At 65.6% G+C, this 23,598-nt stretch carries 16 protein-coding genes; 10 read left to right on the top strand and 6 right to left on the bottom strand.

What is annotated here, in order from left to right; all coding sequences use genetic code 11:
* Positions 1-7: 7 nt before the first annotated feature.
* Positions 8-1,741: a flavin monoamine oxidase family protein gene (locus tag HTS88_RS03225; protein WP_174175434.1), complete on the bottom strand. Its 1,734-nt coding sequence runs from the start codon at positions 1,739-1,741 to the stop codon at positions 8-10.
* Entirely contained in the window at positions 1,738-3,285 is a 1,548-nt protein-coding gene (locus tag HTS88_RS03220; protein WP_174175432.1) for an amino acid permease, read from the bottom strand. Before HTS88_RS03220 ends, HTS88_RS03225 begins: the two co-directional genes overlap by 4 nt.
* A gap of 109 nt (positions 3,286-3,394) precedes the next feature.
* Here HTS88_RS03220 and HTS88_RS03215 point away from each other — a divergent pair, with 109 nt between their 5' ends.
* Positions 3,395-5,002: a PucR family transcriptional regulator gene (locus HTS88_RS03215; protein ID WP_174175430.1), complete on the top strand. Its 1,608-nt coding sequence runs from the start codon at positions 3,395-3,397 to the stop codon at positions 5,000-5,002.
* Here the strand turns inward: HTS88_RS03215 and HTS88_RS03210 are convergent.
* A complete protein-coding gene (locus HTS88_RS03210; RefSeq protein WP_174175428.1) occupies positions 4,999-5,793 on the bottom strand; it encodes a carbon-nitrogen hydrolase family protein in 795 nt (264 codons plus the stop codon). The two genes, HTS88_RS03215 and HTS88_RS03210, sit on opposite strands and share 4 nt — an antisense overlap.
* A 202-nt stretch (positions 5,794-5,995) precedes the next feature.
* On the opposite strand from HTS88_RS03210, the gene HTS88_RS03205 reads away from it, so the two are divergent.
* From HTS88_RS03205 to HTS88_RS03190, 4 genes are all read left to right on the top strand, one after another.
* Positions 5,996-7,186 (top strand): ROK family transcriptional regulator, encoded by a 1,191-nt coding sequence (locus tag HTS88_RS03205; RefSeq protein ID WP_174175426.1) that lies wholly within the window; start codon positions 5,996-5,998, stop codon positions 7,184-7,186.
* A gap of 131 nt (positions 7,187-7,317) precedes the next feature.
* Positions 7,318-8,880 carry a multiple monosaccharide ABC transporter ATP-binding protein gene (gene mmsA, locus HTS88_RS03200; protein ID WP_174175424.1) on the top strand — a complete coding sequence of 521 codons (1,563 nt, stop codon included), beginning with the start codon at positions 7,318-7,320 and terminating at the stop codon, positions 8,878-8,880.
* A gap of 45 nt (positions 8,881-8,925) precedes the next feature.
* Positions 8,926-10,206, top strand: coding sequence for a multiple monosaccharide ABC transporter permease (mmsB, locus tag HTS88_RS03195; RefSeq protein WP_174175422.1), 1,281 nt, complete (start codon positions 8,926-8,928; stop codon positions 10,204-10,206).
* 50 nt (positions 10,207-10,256) lie between these two features.
* Entirely contained in the window at positions 10,257-11,354 is a 1,098-nt protein-coding gene (locus HTS88_RS03190; protein ID WP_174175420.1) for a substrate-binding domain-containing protein, read from the top strand.
* Positions 11,355-11,424: 70 nt separating this feature from the next.
* Here the strand turns inward: HTS88_RS03190 and HTS88_RS03185 are convergent, their stop codons facing one another.
* Positions 11,425-12,939, bottom strand: coding sequence for a pectate lyase family protein (locus HTS88_RS03185; protein WP_246255926.1), 1,515 nt, complete (start codon positions 12,937-12,939; stop codon positions 11,425-11,427).
* Positions 12,940-13,182: 243 nt separating this feature from the next.
* Here HTS88_RS03185 and HTS88_RS03180 point away from each other — a divergent pair, with 243 nt between their 5' ends.
* The 5 genes from HTS88_RS03180 to HTS88_RS03160 all read left to right on the top strand — a co-directional run bounded on the left by HTS88_RS03180 (position 13,183) and on the right by HTS88_RS03160 (position 18,749).
* A complete protein-coding gene (locus tag HTS88_RS03180) occupies positions 13,183-14,253 on the top strand; it encodes a Gfo/Idh/MocA family protein (RefSeq protein WP_174175418.1) in 1,071 nt (356 codons plus the stop codon).
* Between the two features lie 178 nt (positions 14,254-14,431).
* The gene (locus HTS88_RS03175) at positions 14,432-15,391 is read left to right on the top strand and encodes a hypothetical protein (protein WP_174175416.1); all 960 of its coding nucleotides are present in this window, start codon (positions 14,432-14,434) and stop codon (positions 15,389-15,391) included.
* A gap of 86 nt (positions 15,392-15,477) precedes the next feature.
* Positions 15,478-16,743: a hypothetical protein gene (locus HTS88_RS03170; RefSeq protein ID WP_174175414.1), complete on the top strand. Its 1,266-nt coding sequence runs from the start codon at positions 15,478-15,480 to the stop codon at positions 16,741-16,743.
* Positions 16,744-17,025: 282 nt separating this feature from the next.
* Entirely contained in the window at positions 17,026-18,252 is a 1,227-nt protein-coding gene (locus tag HTS88_RS03165) for a serine/threonine-protein kinase (RefSeq protein WP_174175412.1), read from the top strand.
* Positions 18,249-18,749: a hypothetical protein gene (locus HTS88_RS03160; protein ID WP_343044872.1), complete on the top strand. Its 501-nt coding sequence runs from the start codon at positions 18,249-18,251 to the stop codon at positions 18,747-18,749. Before HTS88_RS03165 ends, HTS88_RS03160 begins: the two co-directional genes overlap by 4 nt.
* 147 nt (positions 18,750-18,896) lie before the next feature.
* Here the strand turns inward: HTS88_RS03160 and HTS88_RS03155 are convergent, their stop codons facing one another.
* Both HTS88_RS03155 and HTS88_RS03150 read right to left on the bottom strand, forming a co-directional pair.
* Positions 18,897-21,119: a catalase gene (locus tag HTS88_RS03155; RefSeq protein ID WP_174175410.1), complete on the bottom strand. Its 2,223-nt coding sequence runs from the start codon at positions 21,117-21,119 to the stop codon at positions 18,897-18,899.
* A gap of 167 nt (positions 21,120-21,286) precedes the next feature.
* The gene (locus HTS88_RS03150) at positions 21,287-23,506 is read right to left on the bottom strand and encodes an NADP-dependent isocitrate dehydrogenase (protein ID WP_174175408.1); all 2,220 of its coding nucleotides are present in this window, start codon (positions 23,504-23,506) and stop codon (positions 21,287-21,289) included.
* Positions 23,507-23,598 lie beyond the last annotated feature (92 nt).

The raw sequence follows: 23,598 nt of genomic DNA, 5'->3' as shown, positions 1-23,598 counted from the left end.
CCCAGGGTCAGTCCAGTGGGATAGGGCCAAACTCTCCCAGCAGTTCGCCCGGACCCGGGTTGCCCGGAGCGGAGGAACCGCCCAGGTGGTTGACCACGCCCCACACCGCGTTCAGCCCGGTGGTCACGGCGCCCTCGGCCCAGCCGGCGGTGAAGGAGACGTCGTCGCCGGCCAGGAAGATACCCCGCTGCGATTCGGGCAGGGCGTCCTGCTTGAAGTGCGTGAACAGCCGCTGCTGGTAACGGTAGTGCCCGGGCAGGTTGGCCTTGAAGGCGCCCATGAAGTTGGGGTCGGCCTCCCAGGACACGGTGATGGGCTGGCCCACGATGTGGCTGGCGATGTCCACTCCCGGGTAGATCTGTTCCAGCGAGTGCAGCATCAGCTCCACCCGTTCGTCGGCATCAAGCGCCAGCCACTTGAGCGCGTCATCGTTCCAGGTGTAGGAGAGCAGGATGACGGCGGGCTGGTCCGGTCCGTTGTCCAGCAGGTAGGTGGCACGGTTGAGCCGGTCGGTCAGCGTCATGGAGAGCACCTCGTTGCCGGTGTCCGGATCGATGTCCTTCCAGAACGGCCGGTCCACCATCACGAAGGTCTTGGACGACTGCATGTAGTGCGAGCGCTCGATGGCGGTCCACAGCTCCGCGGGGAACAGCGCCTCCTCGGTGTGGATCCGGGTGGAGAGCAGCCAGGACTGGCAGGTGGTTACCACCGCGGGGTAGCTGGCCTCGCGGCCCCAGCGTTCACGGATGCGCAGGTTGCCGTCGGGGTCGCGGCTGATCTTTCCCACGGCGCCGCGGGGCGAACCGGAGTGCAGTGACGCCAGGGACGTTCCGTCCGGCCAGTGAACCATGCCCGACGGCGCGTGCCGCCAGAGTGCCTCGGGCAGCCGCTGCGCTCCCCCGCTGATGAGCCGGTGCTGGTCGTCGGCGTCGGTGTACACCACCCGGAGGATCTCCAGGATCGAGTTCGGGAAGTCGGTATCCCAGCCGCCGGTGCCGAAGCCCACCTGGCCGAAGGCTTCCCGGTGCGCAAACCCCGCCTTCTTAAATGAGTCGCTGGCCGCGATGAAGCCGTAGAAGGTCTGCTCGTCCATCAGGGGCAGCAGTCCGTTCCACAGTTCCTTGATCCGGGCGGTATCCCTGGCCCGGATGGCATCCTGCATCTCGACGAACCTGGCACCGTCATTGACTGCGGCCTTCCAGGCGTCCGCCACTTCCCGGAAGAACGGCGGGAGGTCGCCAGGCTTTTCCGCATAGTGCTTCTTGCCCGCCAGTTCGATCACGGTGCTGGACGTGGCCGGGGACAGCGGGTTGGGAAACTCCTGGGTGTCCAGGTCCAGCAGGTCGATGTAGTGGTAGAACGCCTTGCCGGACACGGGGAACCTCATGCCGCCGAGGTCGGCCACCACTCCGGGCGCCGCGGGGAACGCCGCCGTGCGGAGGCGTCCGCCGATCTGGTCCGCTTCATAGACAACCGGACGCAGGCCCAGTTTCATGAGTTCGTAGGCCGTGACCAGGCCGGAGAGCCCTGCTCCGATGACGGCGACTTCCGTTCCCAGCAGCTCGGCAGGCACGGATCCCAGCCCGTCCGGGTGGGCCAGGTAATGGTCGTAGCTGAAAGGGAAATCCGGGTTCAGCATGGTGATGGGACCGGCTGCAGCGCCGCCTGCGGTGGCAGGAGCAGCCGGGCCGGCGGAGGTGCTGGACGGGTCCGAGGCCGGCAGTTCGGTGGCGATGGTCATGGTGTTTCTGCCTTCGTCGTTTCGGGGGTTTGCTGGGTGGGACGTTGGGGGCCGGACAGCTCACGGTATTCCTCGTTGCTCATGGCAGCCACCCGGGAGTTCCGGCGTCCGTAGCCGAAGTAGGCAGCCACGCCTACCAGCATCCAGACGGCGAACACCACCCAGGTGTCAGCGCCGAGGTTGGCCATCAGGTACGCGCACATGGCGGCCCCAAGGATGGGCGTGAGCGGGAAGAGCGGCACCCGGAAGGTCCGCTCCAGCTCCGGCCGGGTGCGGCGCAGGTAGATGACGGCCACGTTGACCAGGGCGAACGCGAACAGGGTGCCGATGCTGGTGGCGTCAGCGAGGGCGCCAAGGGGCACCAGCCCGGCGGTGAGCGCGACGGCGGTTCCCACCAGGAGCGTGCCGGCCACGGGGGTGCCGGTGCGGCGGGAAACGCGGCCGAAGATGCTGGGGATCAGGCCGTCGCGGGACATCGACATCAGGATACGCGTCTGCCCGTACAGCACGGTGAGGACGATGCTGGCGATGGCCAGGACGGCGCCCACCGCAAAGACCAGCGCAATCCATGGCTGGCCGGTGGTTTCCTCGAGGATCTTCACCAGGGCCGCCTCGGTACCGTCGAACCAGCCCCACGGCCGTGCGCCGATCGCGGCGACCGCCACCAGGACGTAGATGGTGGTGACGATCAGCATGGACAGCATGATGGCTCGCGGCAGGTCGCGCTTGGGGTTGCGGGCTTCCTCGCCTGCCGTGGAGGCGGCATCGAATCCAATGTAGGAGAAGAACACGCGGGAGGCGGCGGCGGAGACCCCGGCGGCGCCCATGGGCAGCAGCGGCTCAAAGTTGCCGGCGTTGAAAGCGGTGAACGCCACGGCGCAGAAGAACAGCAGGATGCCCACCTTGACCACCACGATGGACGTGTTGATCCAGGCGCTTTCCTTGGCGCCGCGCACCAGCAGGATGGTTGCCAGCACCACGATCACCATGGCGGGTATGTTGACCAGCCCGCCGTCCCCTGGGGGCTGCGACACGGCGTCCGGGAGGACCGACCCGAACACTGCCAGGGTTTCGTTGACATACTGCCCTGCGCCCACGGCGACGGCGGCAACGGAGACGGCGTACTCGAGTACCAGGCACCAGCCGCAGATCCAGGCCATGCCCTCGCCCATGGTGGCGTAGGTGTACGAATAACTGGAGCCGGCCACCGGGACCATGCCGGCCATCTCGGCGTAGGAAACGGCGGACAGCAGGGCGGCAAGGCCGGCGATGGCGAAGGAAATCCAGATGGCCGGGCCGGCCAGTGGAACGGACTCCCCCAGGATCACCAGGATGCCGGTCCCCAGTGTGGCGCCCACGGAGATCATGGTCAGCTGCAGCACACCGAAACTCCGGACCAGGCGGGGGCCGCCGGCGTTGTTTTCGGCCTCGCTGACCATCTGGGCGATCGGCTTGCGGCGCAGCAGTTGCGCGCCCAGGGCGGGACGGGACGGGGTTCCGCCTGGGGCGCCCGTTGCCGGGCCGGTAAGTCTAGGCACAGTCATCGTTGACGTCCGTTCATGTCGTTGGCTGGTTGGTCTGGTTTTCCCCTCACCCAGCGTAGGGGTGTGAGCGGCATCTCACGGTGTGCAGAATGACCTATAGTGTTCATCCATGAGACGCAATGCACCAGCCAAGGACGGCGCCCCGGATCAGCTCGACGCCGTCACGCTGGGGCAGTTCCTCGCTGCGCTTCCTCCTGAAGTTTCCGTGGTGAACGATGCCGGTACCGCCGAGGTCCCCCTGCGCTGGGTGGAGCCCAGCGAGCTGGAGGACCCCACCCCCTACCTGATGGACGGCGAATTCGTCCTGACGGCCGGCCTGCCCTTCCGCGGCAGCGGCAGCAGCGCGGCGAAGGCTGACGGGTACGTCCGGCGGCTCGTGGCGGCCGGGGTCGCTGCCCTGGGCTTCGGCCTGGAGCCGTATTACGACGCCGTACCGGACCACCTGGTGCAGGCCTGCCGGCGGCACGGGCTCACGCTGGTGGAAGTTCCGGCCAGCGTTCCCTTCGCTGCGCTGGGGCTCGAATTTTCCAAGCTCCTCGAATCCGGCAACGCACAGGTCTTCCGGCAGCTGGCAGAGACCAACCGCCACCTGATGCGGGCGGTCCTCTCCGCCCGCCCGGAACATGAACTGCTGGCGGCGCTGGTCCAGCGCGTTCCCGTGTGGGCTGTGCTGGTGGGCTCGGACGGGCGGGTACGCGCCCGGGCGGGGACCGCCGTCGGACTTTCCCAGCTCCAGCCGCTGCTGAAGAAGCTCCTCGGCGGCAGCGGCCCGCGGGTGGAAACGGAAACCCTGGAAACAGCCGGAGGGCCGGCGTTGGTGTTCGGCCACCCGCTGCGAAGCACGCGCGACGCCACCCTTGGAAGCCTGGTGCTTGGGACGGAAAGGCCCCTCACCCCGGCGCAGAACAACGTGGTTTCCTCCGTGGTGGGACTGCTTGAGTTACTGGTCCGGCAGCGGACCAGCGGCTCCCTGGCCCCCAGCCAGCTGGCCACGGCCCTGCTGCTGCATCCGGAGAGCCTGTCCGGGAGCAACGGCCGCGAGCTGGACAGCCTCCAGGACCTGCTGGCCCAGAGCGTTTCCGGAACCAGGCCAGGGCCGGTGCGGGTGGTGCAGGGCGTGCGCGCGGAACCCTCCACCGCCCTGGCCGACGGTCCGGTCCGGGAGCTGCTCCAATGGCGCAGGATCTTCGACACCAAGATGGTGGAGCTGACGGACTACGGATTCGCGGCCGTGACCCGGCTCAAAGTGGATGAATCCCTGTTGGCAGAGGTGGAACAGCTGGGCTGGCGTTTGGTGGTGGGCGAACCCACGGGACTGCCTGGGCTGGCCGCCGCCTACCGGCGCGCCAGCGCGCTGCGCCCCCGCGTGGCCACCGCCCGCAAGAGCCTCCGGGAGGAGGAGCTGACGTGGTCGGTAACCGGGCTGCTGGGAAGTGATGCCGGCGCCCTCCTCGCGGCCCGCCTCCTGGGACCGGTGCTGGAGCTGGACGCAGAGCGAAGGGCGTCGCAGCTCCGGGTGCTCCGGTCCTGGCTGGGCGCGCACGGGAGCTGGGATGCAACCGCCAAGGACCTGGGACTGCACCGGAACAGCGTCCGCCGCCAGATCAACGGGGTGGCAGAGCTGCTGGGCATTGACCTGGGGCAGGCCCAGGCCCGGGCCGAGCTCTGGATTGCGCTGCAGTACGTGGACGACGCCGCGCAGGCCGAACCTGCCTAGAGACCCCAGGTCCGGTAGAGGTCAGGGCGGCGTTCTGCCAGGTACGGCACGTTCTGCCGCTCACGGGCGGCGGCGCCCGGGTCCACCTCCGCGTAGACAAGCTGTGGCTCCCCGCCCGCCTCGGCCAGCAATCCGCCGTCGGGCCCGGCAACAACGCTGCCGCCCAGGAACCTGCAGCCGTCCTCTTCCCCGGAGTGGTTCGCGTAGGCAATGGTCAGCTGGCTCTCCAGTGCCCGCGCCCGCAGCAGGACCTGCGGCACGTCGTCGAAGCCGTGCGCCAGGGCCGTGGGGACCAGCAGCAGTTCCGCGCCCCTGACGGCAGCGGCGCGGACGGTTTCGGGAAACTCGACGTCGTAACAGATCACCAGGGAGGTGGGGACGCCGTTGAAGTCCACGACGGCGGGGGCCTCCCGGGCGGGGCTGAACGCCGACCGCTCGTCGTCGCCGAACAGGTGCACCTTGCCATATCTGAGCAGGGCGGTGCCGCTGGCGTCCAGGAGGGTCGCGCTGATCTGCCAGTCACCCTGCCCGGTAACCCGCGGGAGACTGTAGACCAGCCCGATGCCATTGCCGCGGGCGATGCCGGCCAGCCGCTGCTGGAGTTCCGGCAGCAGGGAAGGATCCAGTTCGGAACGCACCCGGCGGGGAGCATAGCCCACGGGAAAAAGCTCAGGGGTCACCAGGACGGCTGCCCCGCGGGCTGCGGCCGTCCGGGCGGCAGCGTCGATTGCGCGGCAGTTGGCCTCCACGTCAAGGACCACAGAGTTTTCCTGCAGGAGTGCCAGCAGCACTGCTACCACCTTCCTTCGTTGGAGCGGCCGCGGGACGGGCCTTCCTTCAGCCTAGCGAGGCTCCGGCGGCGGGTTGGGGGCTGTTTGCACTGCTGCGGGCGCCACCGGGGTCAGATTGTCCCGGTTCCCAGATTCCCGAGCAAAAGCACCTCTTGCGTTAACTTCTTGACTACAAGAGCCGGGATAGGGCAATCTTCTTAGCATGTCCGCAACCCCGCGCTCAACGAGGAGCAAGCAAAAAAATCCGGGATCGCAGTCCGCGCTGCGCCAGCTGAACCAGCAACGGATCATCGAAACGCTGATGGGCGGACCGGCCACGCAGGCTGAACTCGCCAGGCAGACCGGCCTCTCCACCGCCACGGTGTCCAACATCGTCAAAATCATGCTGGACTCCGGCCTCGCCTCGGCTGAGCCAATCACCAGTTCCGGCCGCCGGGCCCTGAACGTCAGGCTCAACAGCAACGGCGCCGTCGCCGTCGGAATCGACTTCGGGCGGCGCCACCTCCGCGTGGTACTGGCCTCCCTGAGCTACCACGTCATCGCCGAGGAATCCGTGATGCTTCCCCTCGGCCACCAGGCCGAAGAAGGCATCAGGGCCGCCGTGGCTCTGCTGGAAAAACTGCTGCGGGAGAGCGGCATCGAACGCAGCGCCATGGTGGGTGCCGGCGTCGGAATTCCCGGCCCCATAGACCGGCGCACCGGAACCGTGGCACAAGGCGCCATCCTCCCGGAGTGGGTGGGGATCAACATCCTCCAGCACCTCGAGGAGACCCTCAAGATCCCCGTGTTCGTTGATAACGACGCCAACCTGGGCGCCTGGTCCGAGGTCACGTGGGGACAACATTCAGGGGTCAGCAACCTCATGTTCCTGAAGATCGGATCGGGCATCGGCGCGGGCCTGATCCTCAACGGGGCCCCCTACTACGGAAACGTCGGCATCACCGGCGAAATAGGCCATGCCACGATCCACGAGCAGGGCCTCGTGTGCCGCTGCGGCAACCGTGGATGCCTGGAAACCATTGCCTCCACCACCACCATGATCGAGCTCCTCAGCCGGGGTGAGGACAGGCCGCTGACACCCGCGGACATCGTCAGGAAAGCCCTCAACCGGGACCCCGCAACGCTCCGCGTGGTGGACGACGCCGGGCTCTCGGTCGGCCGGGCATTGGGCAACGTCGCCAACCTGATCAACCCCGAAGTCATCGTGGTGGGGGGACCGCTTGCGGGCCTTGGCGACATCCTGCTGGACCCCATCAGGCGCGGCCTGGTGAGGCACGCGGTGCCGGTGATCGGCGAAACCACCACCTTGGCCATGTCCTCCCTGGGCGACCGCGCCGAGGCCCTCGGGGCGGCCGCTTTGGTGTTCCAGCACGCCGGGATACGCAAAACCTAGACCGTTTCGTTACCCGCCGATTGCGTTAAAGACTTGACGACAATAGGCGTGATCCAGTTTACTTTTGGATCAGACGGCCCTGCGCTTTGCCGGCCGGACAAAGAAGTCATTGCATTGGAGGGTTAGGGTTCATGACGTCCCAGACCACGCAAACGGAACCGATCATCCTTGAGATGCGGTCCATCACCAAGGAATTCCCGGGCGTTAAAGCGTTGGATAACGTGAGCCTGAGGGTCAAAGCCGCGGAAATCCACGCAATCTGCGGCGAGAACGGTGCAGGCAAGTCCACCCTGATGAAGGTCCTCTCGGGCGTTTACCCGTACGGCAGCTACGACGGCGACATCGTCTACCAGGGCCAGGTGCAGCAGTTCAAGGACATCAGGGCCAGCGAACACGCCGGCATCGTGATCATCCACCAGGAACTGGCGCTGATCCCCGAGCTGTCCATCATGGAAAACATCTTCCTGGGCAACGAGCCCACCAAGCGCGGCGTCATCAACTGGGCGGAGGCCCGGCTGCGCTCCCTGGACCTGCTGGCCAGGGTGGGCCTGCGCGAGGACCCGGACACCCCCATCAAGGAAATCGGTGTCGGCAAGCAGCAGCTGGTGGAAATCGCCAAGGCTCTGAACAAGTCCGTGAAGATCCTCATCCTGGACGAGCCCACCGCGGCGCTGAACGAGTCCGATTCCCAGCACCTGCTTGACCTGATGCTCGGCCTGAAGGCCAAGGGCATCACGTCCATCATCATTTCCCACAAGCTGAACGAGATCGAACAGATCGCCGATTCCATCACCATCATCCGTGACGGCAAGTCCATCGAAACGCTGAACGTCAAGGCCGACGGCGTGGACGAAGACCGGATCATCAAGGGCATGGTGGGGCGCACGCTGGAGTCCCGCTTCCCGGAACACACGCCCAAGATCGGCGAGGTGTTTTTTGAGGTCAAGGACTGGACCGTGGGCCATCCCAACGTGGCGGACCGGCTGGTATGCAAGAACTCCAGCTTCTTCGTCCGCCGCGGGGAGATCGTCGGCTTCGCCGGGCTCATGGGCGCCGGCCGCACCGAGCTGGCCCGCTCGGTCTTCGGCCGCTCCTACGGCCGCTTCATCAGCGGCCACATTTACAAGGACGGCAAGGAGATCACCCTCAAGACCGTGCGCCAGGCCATCGACGCGGGGTTGGGTTACGTCACCGAGGACCGCAAGTCCCTGGGACTGAACCTGCTCGATGACATCAAGACCACCACGGTGGCAGCGAACCTGCGGAAGATCAGCCACAACTCGGTGGTGGACCTGAACCAGGAATTCACCGTGGCGGAGCAGTACCGCAAGTCGCTGCGCACCAAAACCCCGTCCGTGGAGGAAGGCGTGGCCAAGCTCTCCGGCGGCAACCAGCAGAAGGTGGTCCTCGCCAAGTGGATGTTCACCGACCCCGACCTGCTGATCCTGGACGAACCGACCCGCGGCATTGATGTTGGTGCCAAGTACGAGATTTACGGAATCATCCAGCAGCTTGCCAACCAGGGGAAGGGAGTCATCGTCATTTCCTCGGAACTCCCCGAACTCCTGGGCCTGTCCGACCGCATCTACACGATTTTCGAAGGCGCCATCACAGGTGTCCTGAACAAAGACGAGGCCAGCCAGGAAAGCCTGATGAAACTGATGACCTCCGCCCGCAAAGCCGAAGCCGCCTGACCCTCTGGATCATCCCAGAACCTTCCGGACACAAGGACTGACACCATGAACGCCCTCAAAAAGCTGTTTGGCGGAAACACCCGCCAATTCGGCATGATCTTCGCCCTGGTTGCACTGATCGTCTTCTTCCAGATCGCCACCGACGGCCGGACCCTCACCCCCGGCAACGTCATCAACCTCTTCAACGGCAACTCCTACATCCTGATCCTCGCCATCGGCATGGTCCTGGTGATCATCGCGGGGCACATTGACCTGTCCGTGGGCTCCATTGCAGCCTTCGTGGGTGTCACGGTTGCCCTGGCCATCCGGGACTGGGGCATCCCCTGGTATGCCGGAGTGCTCCTGGGCCTGGCGCTCGGAGCGCTGATCGGGGCCTGGCAGGGCTGGTGGGTGGCCTATGTGGGGATACCCGCCTTCATCGTGACCCTCGCCGGCATGCTCCTGTTCCGCGGCTTCAACCAGTTTGTCGGCAAGTCCAACACCATCCCCGTTCCGGCCGACTTCCAGTACCTCGGTTCCGGCTACCTCCCCGAAGTGGGACCCAACACAGGGTTCAACAACCTGACCCTGCTGCTGGGCATCGCCGCCGCGGCATTCGTGGTGGTTGGTGAACTGCGGTCCCGCGCCCGGGCCAAGGCATTGGGCGCCGAGGTTCCGGAAATGTGGGTCACCGCCCTGAAGCTGGTCCTGATCTGCGGTGCCATCCTCTACGCCACGTACCTGTTCGCCACCGGCCGCCCCGGCACCTCGTTCCCCATTCCCGGCCTGATCCTGGCCGTCCTGGTCCTGATCTACGGCTTCATTTCCTCCCGCACCGTCCTGGGCCGCCACGTCTACGCGGTCGGCGGCAACCGCCACGCGGCCGAACTCTCCGGCGTCCAGTCCAAGAAGGTCAACTTCCTGGTCATGATGAACATGTCCATCCTTGCCGGCCTAGCAGGCATGATCTTCGTAGGCCGCTCCACCGCGTCGGGACCCTTTGACGGGGTCGGCTGGGAACTGGACGCCATCGCGGCAGTCTTCATCGGCGGCGCCGCAGTGACCGGCGGCGTGGGAACCGTCGTCGGATCCATCATCGGCGGCCTGGTCATGGCCGTGCTGAACAACGGCCTCCAGCTCCTCGGCGTCGGCGCCGACCTCACGCAGATCATCAAGGGCCTGGTGCTCCTGATCGCCGTCGCCTTCGACGTCTACAACAAGAGCCAGGGCAAGAAGTCGATCATCGGCCTGCTCACCCAGAACTTCAACCGTAAGCAGGGGCCCTCCAACCCCAACCAGCCGGACGAAACCACCTCCACGAAGGAAGCGATCGCCAGGGAAGCCTGAGCCTTGCGGCCTGAATAGCGTTACACCACTACAGAGAAAGAGAACCAACAATGCGAATGATTGGTAAAGCAGGAAAGGCAGCAGCGGTCGCTGCCATCGCAGCACTGGCGCTGACGGGCTGCGGACGGTCGGAGACCTCCACAGGCGGCGGCACCGAGGGCGCCAGCGGCTTTGAGCAGGACTCCGCCATCGGCGTTGCCCTTCCGCAGAAGACCAGTGAGAACTGGGTTCTCGCTGAGAAGCTGTTCAATGAGGGCCTCACCGAGGCCGGCTTCAAGCCCGATGTACAGTTCGCCAACGGCGGTGTGTCCGAGCAGCAGAACCAGATCAGCGCCATGGTCACCAAGGGTGCCAAGGTCATCATCGTGGGTGCCATCGACGGCTCCCAGCTGGGCACGCAGCTCAAGCAGGCCAAAGACTCCGGCGCCACGATCATCGCCTACGACCGCCTGCTGCTGAACACCGAGAACGTGGACTACTACGTGGCCTACGACAACTTCAAGGTGGGTGAACTCCAGGGCCAGGCACTGCTGGAAGGCCTCAAAGAGAAGAAGGGCGAGGGTCCCTACAACATCGAACTCTTCGCGGGCTCCCCGGACGATGCCAACGCCAAGGTCTTCTTCGACGGAGCCATGAGTGTCCTGAAGCCGAAGATCGACGACGGCACGCTCAAGGTCCTCTCCGGCCAAACCAGCTTCGAGCAGGCTGTGACCCAGGGCTGGAAGGCTGAGAACGCCCAGCGCCGCGCCGACACCCTGCTCACCGGCAGCTACTCCAGCGAGTCCCTGGACGGCGTCCTGTCCCCGAACGACACCCTGGCCCGCGCGGTCCTGACCTCCGTCAAGGCAGCAGGCAAGGAGCTTCCGGTCGTCACCGGCCAGGACTCCGAGGTTGAGTCCGTCAAGTCCATCATGGCGGGCGAGCAGTACTCCACCATCAACAAGGACACCCGCAAGCTCGTTGAGCACGCTATCACCATGGTGAAGGATCTCCAGGCCGGCAAGACGCCCGAGATCAACGACGAGAACTCCTACAACAACGGTGTCAAGACTGTTCCGGCCTACCTGCTGGAGCCGGTCATCGTCACCGCTGCGAACGTCAAGACCGCTTACGAAGGCGACCCGGTTCTCGAACCGATCACCAAGTAGCGGTCAGCAAGCAGAACGCCCGGTCCCCTGTTGGGGGCCGGGCGTTTCCTTGTGCCTGGCTGTCCCGGTTCTACCGCTTAACGGTGAGGACCCCCGGACCGGTGAAGTGCAGCGCGTGGTTCCGTACCGCCTGAGGCGTTGTGAATGCTTTGTAGTTGTATGCATCCGCAGGGTCCCAGCCGACGTCGGTGCTGAAGTCCCACCCCGTCCAGTCCGGGGCGGGCTCCCCCTTGAGTTCCGCTTCCGCCAGGGCCTCCGCGCGGTTCTGCTCGAAGGATGCCTGCGCCACGGCGTTGAGGTCGGCCTCCTCACCGTTGAACCAGGAGCCGATGTCCTTGAAACGGTGTCCGTTGTAGCTGCTCACCATGATTGATTTGTCAGCCCCGGGTCCGGAGTAGTCGAAGGCGTTGCGCTCGGAGTAGATCCGCGACTCGTAGCCTGCACCCAGGAAGTAGCTGTTACCACCCTGGCCCTCGCTGATCATGGGGTATTGCGGGTGCTCTGTGCTGGCCACAAAGTAGTTGTTCAGCACATGCACCTGCCCGAACCGTACCCGCGGACCGCGCTGCTGGATGTTTTCGAGGTGGTTGCCGATGTAGCTGACGCGCAGTTTCCCGCCGTCCTTGTCCACATGTTCGTCCCCTGACCCGAGCAGCATGGTCTTGTCATGGTTGGAAAGCTTACTGTTGGAGATGGTCACGTAATCGGTGCCGTCCTTGAGGTCCAGGAGGCCGTCGTGCCGGTTGGCCGGCTTGCCGTCGGGACCGAGGGGCGCCTCGCTGTCGGGGAACCGCCCGTCGGTCAGCCGAACGTGGTCTATCCACAGATGGTCAGAGGTAACGGAAGATACGGCGTCGAACCTCGCGTTCCAGGCACCGTCCCCGTCGTCGGGGGACCAGGTGCTGAAGAAGTCCACCGGTGCCTCGACGCTGAGGTTGCGCATCACCACGTTGGTGGCGCTGAGTATCACGATGTTGGCGCCAACGAAACCTGAATCGGCACCCAGGCCAATCAGGGTGGTGTTGCTGGGCAGGCTTACTTCGATCTGCCGCTTCATGTTGTTGCTGCCGGTCTGGCGGAGCTGCCTCTGCTTCTTGCAGTACTCATGGGTCTGGTCGCTCCAAACCTTTCCTTCCGGTCCGAAGCAGGATATGTACTTGTCGATGTCATACCCCGGCGCGTAGTCCTGCTCCCCCAGGACGCGGCCATCGCGCGTCTGGTTGCCGTCAATGGTCCCGTTGACGTAGATGATCTTGGGCGCCTTGGGCTCGCCGTTATTGGCCAGCGCAGCCTTGAGTCCGGCGAGCGTGCTGACTTCGTAGCGGTTCGCAGCGGGTGCCCCCGCACCGCCGTCGGTACCGCTGCCGACGGCGGCCCACCCCGTGGGTGCCGCGTCGTCCGCCCGGATAACGCCTCCTCCGGTCGGTGCCGGACTGGCGGGTGCCATACCCGCGGTTGCAGGAGCGGCCACTGCCAGCCCCGCTGCGAGCGCAAGTGCGGAGGCGGAGGCAGCGACTCCTGCTCCTATGCGGAACCTGCTCCGGACGGCTGGGGTGGTAGGTCTGGTGTGTGTTGCGGACGTCATTGGCCCTTTTTCCGGCATGCCAAACAGACCACATGCCTAGGTGGGTGCGGATCATGGGAGGGTAGCCGCCGCGCAAGAAAACGGTTTCCAGCGGCGGTTCTCTATTCTTATGTCTCCCGCGACAATGCTGTCAAGGGTTTGTCACAACCAGCTGTCCGGCATTCTCACAAGTTGCCCGAAGCTCTCGCACTTACTGCAGGTCATAACTGAACCCTCGCTCACCTCAATGAGAGGATGGTCACCATGAGTGCCCCCATCGCCAAGCCATGGCTGTCCAGCCAGTCCGACCAGGACCCCCGATCCGCTACCGGTTCTCCCCTGCGCTGGGGGATCATCGCCACGGGCGGGATCGCCCGCTCGGTGTCGCAGGACCTGGCCCTGCTGGCAGATGCCGAGCTGTATGCCGTCAGTTCACGGGGCCAGGACACGGCTGATGCCTTTGCGGTGGCCTACGACTTCGCAAAGGCCTACGGTGACGACGGCGGCGTGCCCGGCTACCAGCGGCTTCTCGCGGACGAGCAGGTGGACGTCGTCTATGTTGCGACGCCCCACGCCCAGCACTACGAGATCGTCCTCGCAGCGCTCAACGCCGGCAAACACGTCCTGTGCGAAAAGGCCTTTACCATCAACGCCCGGGAAGCCTCAGAGCTCATCGACGTTGCCAGGACCCGCAACCTGTTCCTCATGGAAGCAGTGTGGAGCCGTTTCCTGCCGAGCATGCAGCGGGCGTTCGAGATTGCCGCGTCCGGCGAGCTCGGCGACATCCATTGGGTCACGGCAGACCTTGGTTTCCCGGCCCCGTACTCCCCTACCGCCAGGTTGTGGGCCAGGAAGGACGGCGGCGGCGCGCTGCTGGACCTTTCGGTGTACCCGCTCCTGTGGGCGCTGGGCACCCTGGGCTTCCCGCAGACAGTGAGTGCCAGCGGGTTCATCAATGACGACGGCGTGGACGCCCAGAACGCGCTGACATTGGGATACAACCACGGTGCGCAGGTGCAGCTGACGTCCTCGCTCCTGGCGCATGGCCCCAGGACCGCCACAGTGGCGGGCAGCCTTGGTTTCCTGCAAAGCGTGGGCTCCATCAATAATCCCAGTGAACTGACGGTTTCCACAGGCTGGGACTCCCGCAGGGCTGAAGCCTTTGAGCCAGTGGGCCGCGGATACGTGTACGAGCTGCGCGAAGTTACCCGCTGCATCCAGCAGGGACTTACGGAAAGCCCGGTGATGCCGCTCGAGGACACCCTGAATACAATGCGTCTCTTTGACGGCGTTCGTGCGCAGCTGGGGGTCAGCTATCCGAACGACCGGCACTGAGCTTCACCCCGGGAGCTTCGATCAAATGTCGGTTATGACGAGTTCCGTCGGCTCTGTAATTCCCGAGCTATGAAGTTTTCAGATTTGTCGAGTTGTTTGAGCAGACCCTAGACTTCCCGCAACATTCGGTCTTAGGCTGTAGCCATCGTCGAATGCATCAGTACTGGGGGTGGTACGCATGGCTGGTAGTCGCTCGCCGTGGCGTGCCTTTCGGCCGGTGTTCCTTGCAGGCGCCGCCACCCTCACCTGGCTGACCTTATCGGCATCAACTGCTTCGGCAGACACGCTGCAGGATGCAACTTCCCTGTTGGGGGGCGTCACCACTTCAGTATCGTCGGTGGCGGAAGAGCTGCCCCTTTCCACGGCCAGTCTTGCCGATCCCGCACGCGCCACTTCCTCGTTACCGGCGCCGGACTCGTCGGAGGGGCTGCTGCAGCCCCTCGCGGGAGAGGTTTCCGGAATCGCGGACCAGATTGTTTCGTCGGTACCCGTTGTCAGCAACGTCATCCCTGCGGGAACGGTGTCGGTCATAGCCGTTCCCATCGCCGAATCTGTGGACGTGGCGGTGGCGGAAGCCGTGGAAGCGGTAGTTCCACCTGTGGCCGAAGTACTTCCGGTCCTGGAGCCGGCCCTGCAGCCCGTTGAAGAGCTGGTATCCGCCAGGCCAGTGCTTCCGGAACTCCCCGTAACGGTACCGGCTGTCGAGGTGCCGTCTGAAGCTATACCTGGCGCGGTAGACGCCCTTGCTCCAACCAATGTGGCTATGGCGACGGCACCTGCGGTGTCGGCTGAACTAGCTGCCACCGGCAGTTTTGAGGTCACGGGAACCGGCACCTCCGCAGCGGGTCCGGTGGACGTAGCCACCACTCACGCGGCACTTCAAACTGCGGTATTGGTACCGGATGCTGCCGAGGGGCTGCCGGTCGCGGCAGACCCATCGCCCGCCCCTGCCCAGGCTCCTCCCGCCCCTGGCTCCGGCACAGGAAGCAGCACAACTGCTGCCCCTTCCTCCGGGGCCGCGGCGTGGCTAAGCCCCCTCGACCTCAACCTTCCAACCACCGGCGTTGTCCTTGCCGGTGAGTTTTCCGAGCATGCCCCCGCACCGGTGTCTTTCGACCCCGGTTCATCTCCTGACTAGTTGATGTCCGCCTGCCCTTGCGGCAGAAAGCGGCCATCCGGGTTGCCGATAAGCAGCCTGTACTCAACTTTTCAGGAGACATCACCATGAACTCGAACCTTCGCCGGGGAATGCTCGGCACCCTCTTTGCAGGCGGGCTCCTAGCCCTCAGTTGCACTGCGGCACATGCCGCGGACACCACCAGTGGATCGGACCTTTCCGCATCCGCCCTCATCTCGGCGGCGGCGTCCGTTGACTCGACGTCGTTGGGCCAGCTGGGTGACCCAACGCCGTCCGTTTCAGCGGATGCTGCCGTCGCGGCCGACGTTGCGCTTGGAGGCGCCACCGGCGCGACGACGGAGCCCACGGGCCTCGCAGCCGCGGCCGTCGTCGACCTTGCGCTCGGCACCACCAGTGAACTTGCCGACGCAAACGTCGACCTCACCATCGGCGGCGATACCACCACCGGTAACGGGGAACTTGTCGACGCCAACGTAGATGCCACCATCGGCGGCACGGGCACCACCGGCGAACTCGCCAACGCCAACGTCGACCTCACCATCGGCGGCGATACCACCTCCGGTAACGGGGAACTTGTCGACGCCAACGTAGATGCCACCATCGGCGGCACGGGCACCACCGGCGAACTCGCCAACGCCAACGTCGACCTCACCAGCGGCGGAACCAGCGGCACCGGCCAGATCGTCGACGCCAACGTGGATGCCGCCATTGACGGCGACACCACCACCGGTAACGGGGAACTTGTCGACGCCAACATCGACCTCACCATCGGCGGAAACAGCACGGGCACCACCGGCGAACTCGCCGACGCCAACGTCGACCTCACCATCGGCGGCGACACCACCACCGGTAACGGGGAACTCGCCGACGCCAACGTAGATGCCACCATCGGCGGCGACACTACCGGCGGCAGCGGCGCCGTTATCGATGCCGCCGTTGACCTCTCCATCGGCGGCACGGGCACCGGCACCGAAAACCCGGGAACGGCAACACCGGGAACCGACAACCCCGGCACCACGGACCCGGGCAACGGCACCACGGACGGCGTCGGCACCATTGATTCCGGAACCTCGGATCCCGGCGCTGACAACGGAACCGCGGGGACTACGGGTACCACGGGCAACGGAAGTGGCACTGGCACCTTGACCGACGGAAACTCCACAGCACCTGCCGCCGGTTCCACCGCAGTGGGCGGTGCCATTGCTGTGGACACCCGTGCAGGCACCGGCAGCACCCCGGCCCAGGGGGCCACTGCTTTGGCAAACACGGGTGTGGATGCCTCCCTGGCGCCCCTCGCCCTCCTGCTTCTGGTGGCAGGACTCCTGATGCTTCGTAAGCGGAGGATGTCGTAGCGCCGGCCACCTGCTGAGTGTGCCTGCACCACGCGCCTGAAGCGGCGGCAACGGTGCGGGCTGAAGGAAAGGAGGTCCGCACAACACCAACCAAGACCACGCACAACATGTATTCAGCACACATGTCCTTGCGAACGGTGGTCCGGCGGCGAAAGGCCCACCTTTTGCCGCCGGACCACCGATGTGCGGCAGCACGGAGGCACCGGGTGAATCGTCCCTTTACTCCACCGCCCGTATAATTTGAGGTACGACAGTGCCGCAGCGCACCGGGAGGAACGGGTCATGGTGGCGGAATCGCCTAGCTCCATCAAGAATGAAGTGGTCGGCGGACGTTACCGGTTGGGTGAGGTGATTGGCCGCGGCGGTATGTCGTCGGTCTACTGTGCCCGCGACGAAAATCTGGGCCGCGACGTGGCCCTCAAGCTCTTCGCTCCCCAAGCCCCCGACGCCGATGAACTCAAGCGCCAGGAAGCGGAAATCCAGCTTCTGGCAACCCTGAACCACCCCGGCCTGGTGACGTTGTTCGACGCCGGGATCGATACCCGGATCCCTGACGAGCCAAGGCCTTTCCTGACCATGGAACTCGTGGAAGGCCAGGACCTGCGTGCCCGGATCCGGCACAGCACCGTGCCGCTGGAGGAACTGGCAGTCATCGGTGCCGGCATCGCCGACGCCCTGGCCTACGTCCACGGCCTCGGCGTCATCCACCGGGACATCAAACCCGGCAACATCCTGCTGGTCCAGATACGCCCCGGTGAACCGCTGCGGCCCAAGCTCACCGACTTTGGCATCGCCAGGATCGTGGACGCAACCCGGTTGACCGCGACGGGAACAATGGTGGGCACAGCCGCTTATCTCAGTCCCGAGCAGGCGCTGGGCAAACCCCTCGGCCCCTCCACCGACATCTACTCCCTCGGCCTGGTGCTGCTTGAATGCATCAAGGGCACCGTGGAATACCCGGGCAGCGCGGTGGAATCGGCGGTGGCGCGCCTGCACCGCGCACCGGAAATCCCCGAGGACCTGCCCTCTGAATGGGCCGACCTCATCCGCTCCATGACCGCCATCGAGCCGCTCGAGCGGCCTGCCGCCGCTGACATCGAAACGGCCTTGCGCCAGGCGTTGGTTTCACCGGCATCCACGCCAGGTGAACTTGCGCCGGAGACCACCCGGGTGCTGCCCGCAATGCCCTTCCATCCGCCGTCCATTACCGCCGAGGAATCTGTGGATGAGCTGCGGGAGGCGGCAGGGCCTGATGCTTCCCTCGCTGTCGGGCAGGTTCCGGGAACAGCGCACGAAGCCCTGAACCAGGACCGGGCGAAGGACAGCAAGAAACGGACAAAGCGGTTCTGGCTGGCGGCAGTCCTGGCCCTGGTGGTGGTGGCTGCAGCGGTTGCTGCAGCGCTGATGACCCTGTCGGCCCAGTCGCCGGCCGACGTCGTGCCCTACCCCACGGTGACCGGGGTCCTGGGCGAGCACCTCGAGGAACTCCAGAAGAGCGTGGAACCGTGAGGCTGGCCTCCCCCGCTGGGCGCGCGTCTGTTCTCGCGTGGTCCGGTGCCATCGTGGCGGCCGCACTGCTGACCGGCTGCGGCACAACGGAGGCCGGCCTCGAGCGGGAGGCGGCGCGGCAGCTGCAGGCACGCGTCCTCGAGGTTACCCAGGCGTCGTCGGAAAACGATCCCGCCGCAGCCCTGCGGGCGCTGGAGGGACTTGAGGCTGAACTGGAAGCGGCCCAGTCTGAAGGACAGATTTCCGAGGAACGCCGCCGGAGCATCACCACGATTGCCACGGCCGTCCGTGCAGACCTGAACGAAGCCATCGCAGCAGCGGAGAAGGCTGCGGCGGACAAGGCAGCCGAAGAGGCACGGATCGCCGCGGAGCAGGCAGCTGCGGCCACTCCCCCGCCAGCCGTCGAGGCGCCGGCCCCTGCCCCTGCGCCGGCGCCGGAGGCCGGGAAGGACGACGACAAGAAGGACAACGAGGGCAAGGGCAAAGGCAACGACTGACGCCACATGCGGAAGGGAGCGCCCGTCATAACGACGGCGGCGCTCCCCTCCTGAAAATGGCTTTACCGGGCGGTGCCCTGGGTCAGCCGCTGAGCCCAGTCAGCCAATGCGGCGTCGCCCCGGGTGCTGCGTCAGCGGCCAGCCCGCTCAGGATTGGGCCGCCGAGGCCGGGAACCGCTCCCACACCCTGTGGGCGGCCAGCAGCGCGGTCAGCTCAGAGACCAGTGACTCGGCGTCGTCCGCGGACACGATGCCCGGGGTGTCCTGCGGGATGCCCGCTGCGGCCAGGGCTTCGGTGCCGGAATTCCAGGTGCCGATTGCCTTTGCGTGCCGGTACGCTTCCGTGAGCAGCAGCACTGCCCGCGGGTCGGTGCCGCCGCCGGGAGCGCCTGCCTTGGCATCGAGTCCGGGCGCGGCGTCGGGAGCCGGCGCGGCGGACGCCGCGACGATGACGGCGTCGAACTCGGTGGAACGTGCGGTGAGGTAGGTCCGCTGGACGGGGACTCCGCCGTCGTTCTCTGGTCCAAGGAAGCCGCCCGCCGGGGCGATGACGAGCGGGACAATGCCCTCCGCGTCGAGCGCCTTCCGTGCCGCGTTCACGGCTGCCAGGTCGCTGTCAGCGTCCGCAAGGATGCCCACAACCCTGCCGGCAACCGGCCAGGTCCCGCCTATCTGGGACAGCGCGGGGCTGGGGTCCGAGTCCGGTACCTGTTCGGTTGCCTCCGGTGCGGGAAGGCCCAGTCCCTTGGCGACGGCGGCACACAGTTCCGCGTCCACGTTGGCCAGTGCCGCGAGCTGGCGTTCGCGGATGGACTTCTCGTAGCACTTGCCCAGTTCGAACGTGTAGGCCTGGATGACATGGTCCCGCTCCACCGGGCTGAGGCTGCGGAAGAAGAGCCGTGCCTGGCTGAAGTGGTCGTCAAAGGACGCCGGGTTCTTCCGCTCCTTGATGGATGCGGCCAGTTCCTCCGGCACGTCGATGAAGGCCCCCACATCCTGCCCGGCCAGGAACGGGCAGCCGCCGTCAAGCGAGTTGGGCCGGTAAGGGGCCGCTCCACCGTGGACCGCCTGCTGGTGCATGCCGTCGCGCAGCATATCGTTCACCGGAGCCTGCGGCCGGTTGATGGGGATCTGGGCGAAGTTCGGCCCGCCCAGCCGGGAGATCTGGGTGTCCAGGTAGGAGAACAGCCGCACCTGCAGCAGCGGATCGTTCGTGACGTCGATGCCGGGCACCAGATGGCCCGGGTGGAAGGCCACCTGTTCGGTTTCGGCAAAGTAGTTGGTGGGGTTGGCGTTGAGCGTCATGACGCCGATGGGCTGGACCGGGGCCAGTTCCTCGGGGACGAACTTGGTGGGATCCAGCAGGTCGATGCCTTCGAACATCTGGTCCTCGGTGTCCGGGAAGGTCTGGACACCCAGCTCCCACTCAGGGAAGGCGCCTGCTTCGATGGCGTCGGCGAGGTCGCGGCGGTGGAAGTCAGGGTCCATGCCGTTGATGATCTGCGCTTCCTCCCACACCAGCGAATGGACGCCCTGTTTGGGCTTCCAGTGGAACTTCACCAGGGTTGTCCGGCCCTCGGCGTTCACGAACCTGAACGTGTGCACGCCGAAGCCCTCCATGGTCCGGTACGAACGCGGGATGCCGCGGTCGGACATGTTCCACATGGTGTGGGCCTGCGCCTCGGTGTGCAGGGAGACGAAGTCCCAGAAGGTGTCGTGGGCGCTTTGGGCCTGCGGGATCTCCCGGTCCGGGTGCGGCTTCGCCGCATGGACGATGTCCGGGAACTTGATGCCGTCCTGGATGAAGAATACCGGGATGTTGTTGCCGACGAGGTCATACGTGCCCTCGTCCGTGTAGAACTTGGTGGAGAAACCGCGGGTGTCGCGGACCGTGTCCGCGGAGCCGCGGGAGCCGAGCACGGTTGAGAAACGGACAAAGACGGGCGTCTCCACGTCCTTGGCCAGGAAGCCTGCCCGGGTGATGTTGGCCGCGGTCCCGTAGGAACGGAACACACCGTGGGCTCCCGCCCCGCGGGCGTGGACCACACGCTCGGGGATGCGTTCATGGTCAAAGTGGGTGATCTTTTCGCGCAGGTGGTGGTCCTGCAGCAGGATGGGGCCCCGGGAACCGGCCTTCAGCGAGTGGTCCGTATCGCCGAGGCGGAGCCCCTGCGCGGTGGTCAGGTACTGTCCGGACTGGGCACGGGCAGTGGCCGGCGCGCCGGTAGGGCTTCCGGTCGGCGACACAGCCTCCGGTGCCTGCTGGTCCGGCTTGGGCGGCAGCGGTTCGCGTGGGGTGGTAGGTTCCTGGAGGCTGGCAGGTTCGCTGGCGGGGACGCCGGGAATCTGGATGTTGCTGTCTTCTGGCACGATTTTTTCTCCTCAGGATCGGCAACCTCAGCAGTCATCGGCGCAAACCGAGATACTAAGCGTACTTAGTACCCTAGCAACGATTCCTGCGGTCACAAGCTTTGCGTCTACCCTGAAAACACGAAAGCGGCGTTCCGGGATATCCGGAACGCCGCTTTGCTGCAGGCCTAGCTCAGGGTTGCGATGACCTTGTTGAGTGTTGCCGAAGGACGCATCACGGCAGAGGCCTTGGCGTCGTTGGGGTGGTAGTAGCCGCCGATGTCCACCGGCGAGCCCTGGACCTCAGCCAGCTCGCCGACGATCGCCTCTTCCTTGGAGGCAAGCTCTCCGGCGATGGAGCTGAAGGAGGCGGCCAGGTCGGCGTCGTCCGTCTGCTTGGCCAGTTCCTCGGCCCAGTAGCGGGCCAGGAAGTAGTGGCTGCCGCGGTTGTCCAGCTCGCCGGCACGGCGGCTGGGCGACTTGTTCTCCAGCAGGAACGTTCCCGTGGCGCGGTCCAGTGTGTCGGCCAGGACCTGCGCGCGGGCGTTGTTGGTGGTGGTGGCCAGGTGCTCGAAGCTGACGGCCAGGGCCAGGAACTCACCGAGGCTGTCCCAGCGCAGGTGGTTTTCCTTGAGCAGCTGCTGGACGTGCTTGGGGGCAGACCCGCCGGCGCCGGTTTCGAAGAGCCCGCCGCCGTTCATCAGCGGAACAACGGAAAGCATCTTGGCGCTGGTGCCAAGCTCAAGGATGGGGAACAGGTCCGTAAGGTAGTCGCGGAGCACGTTGCCGGACACCGAGATGGTGTCCTCACCCTTGCGGATGCGGTCCAGGGTGAAGGCAATCGCCTTGACCGGGGACATGATCTGGATGTCCAGGCCCTCGGTGTCGTGCTCTTTCAGGTACTCGTTGACCTTGGCGATGAGGTTGGCGTCGTGGGCGCGTTCCTCGTCCAGCCAGAACACGGCCGGAGTCTGGGAGGCACGGGCGCGGGTCACGGCCAGCTTGACCCAGTCGCGGATGGGCAGGTCCTTGGTTTGGCAGGCGCGCCAGATGTCGCCCTCGGAAACCTGGTGCTCAACCAGGACCTTCCCGGAGCCGTCCACGATCTGGACGGTGCCGGCTTCCTGGATTTCGAAGGTCTTGTCGTGGCTGCCGTACTCCTCGGCGGCCTGCGCCATGAGGCCGACGTTCGGCACGGTGCCCATGGTGGTGGGATCGTAGGCGCCGTTGGCACGGCAGTCATCGATGACCACCTGGTAGATGCCGGCGTAGGAGCTGTCCGGCAGGACGGCCAGGGTGTCGGCTTCCTTGCCGTCCGGGCCCCACATGTGGCCGGAGCTGCGGATCATGGCGGGCATGGAGGCGTCCACGATGACGTCGCTGGGGACGTTCAGGGTGGTGATGCCCTTGTCCGAGTCCACCATGGCCAGGGCGGGACCTTCTTCGAGGCCCTTCTTGATGAGGTTCTGCACGCCTTCGCGAACGTCCCCGGGCAGGTCCTCAAGGCTGCTCAGGATGGCGGCCAGGCCGTTGTTGGGGCTGATGCCGGCGGCGGAGAGCTGCTTGCCGTAGGTCTCAAACAGTTCGGAGAAGTAGGCCTTGACCACGTGGCCGAAGATGATGGGGTCCGAAACCTTCATCATGGTGGCCTTGAGGTGGGCGGAGAACAGCACGCCCTCTTCCTTGGCGCGGGCAACCTGCGCCTTCAGGAATTCGTCCAGGGCGGCGGCGCGCATCACGGTGCCGTCGATGACCTCGCCGGCCAGGACCGGGAAGGCTTTCTTCAGGACCTTGACCGAGCCGTCCTCGCGGACCAGCTGGATGGCGATGGTGCCCTCGGACTCTACAACCACGGACTTCTCGTTGGAACGGAAGTCGTCCTGGCCCATGGTGGCCACGTTGGTCTTCGAGTCAGCGGTCCAGGCGCCCATGGAGTGCGGGTTCTGGCGGGCGTAGTTCTTGACGGACAGCGGTGCGCGGCGGTCCGAGTTGCCTTCACGCAGGACCGGGTTCACGGCAGAGCCCTTGATCTTGTCGTAGCGCGAGCGGATGGCGGTTTCCTCGTCCGAGGAGGGGTTGTCCGGGTAGTCCGGAAGGGCGTAACCCTGTTCCTGCAGCTCGGCAATGGCGGCCTTCAGCTGCGGGATGGAAGCGCTGATGTTGGGCAGCTTGATGATGTTCGCTTCCGGCGTCTTTGCCAGCTCACCGAGTTCAGCAAGGGCGTCACCGATCTGCTGCTCGGGGGTCAGGTAGTCACCGAAGACGGCGATGATGCGGCCGGCGAGCGAAATGTCGCGGGTCTCCACCTCCACACCTGCTGTCGAGGCGAACGCCTCGATGATGGGCAGGAACGAATAGGTAGCCAGCATCGGCGCTTCGTCGGTGTGGGTGTAGATAATCTTGGACATGCGCGGGCGTCTCCCTGTGGGTCGGCTTGGTTGTGAAAATTCGGTCTATTTCACCATGTACAACTTACCCGAGCGCAGGGATTTCACCCCTA

Origin of the sequence: Pseudarthrobacter oxydans (assembly GCF_013314975.1) — a bacterium.
In the GTDB taxonomy this organism is placed as follows: domain Bacteria; phylum Actinomycetota; class Actinomycetes; order Actinomycetales; family Micrococcaceae; genus Arthrobacter; species Arthrobacter oxydans.
This window is presented reverse-complemented; position numbering and strand designations above follow the sequence as displayed.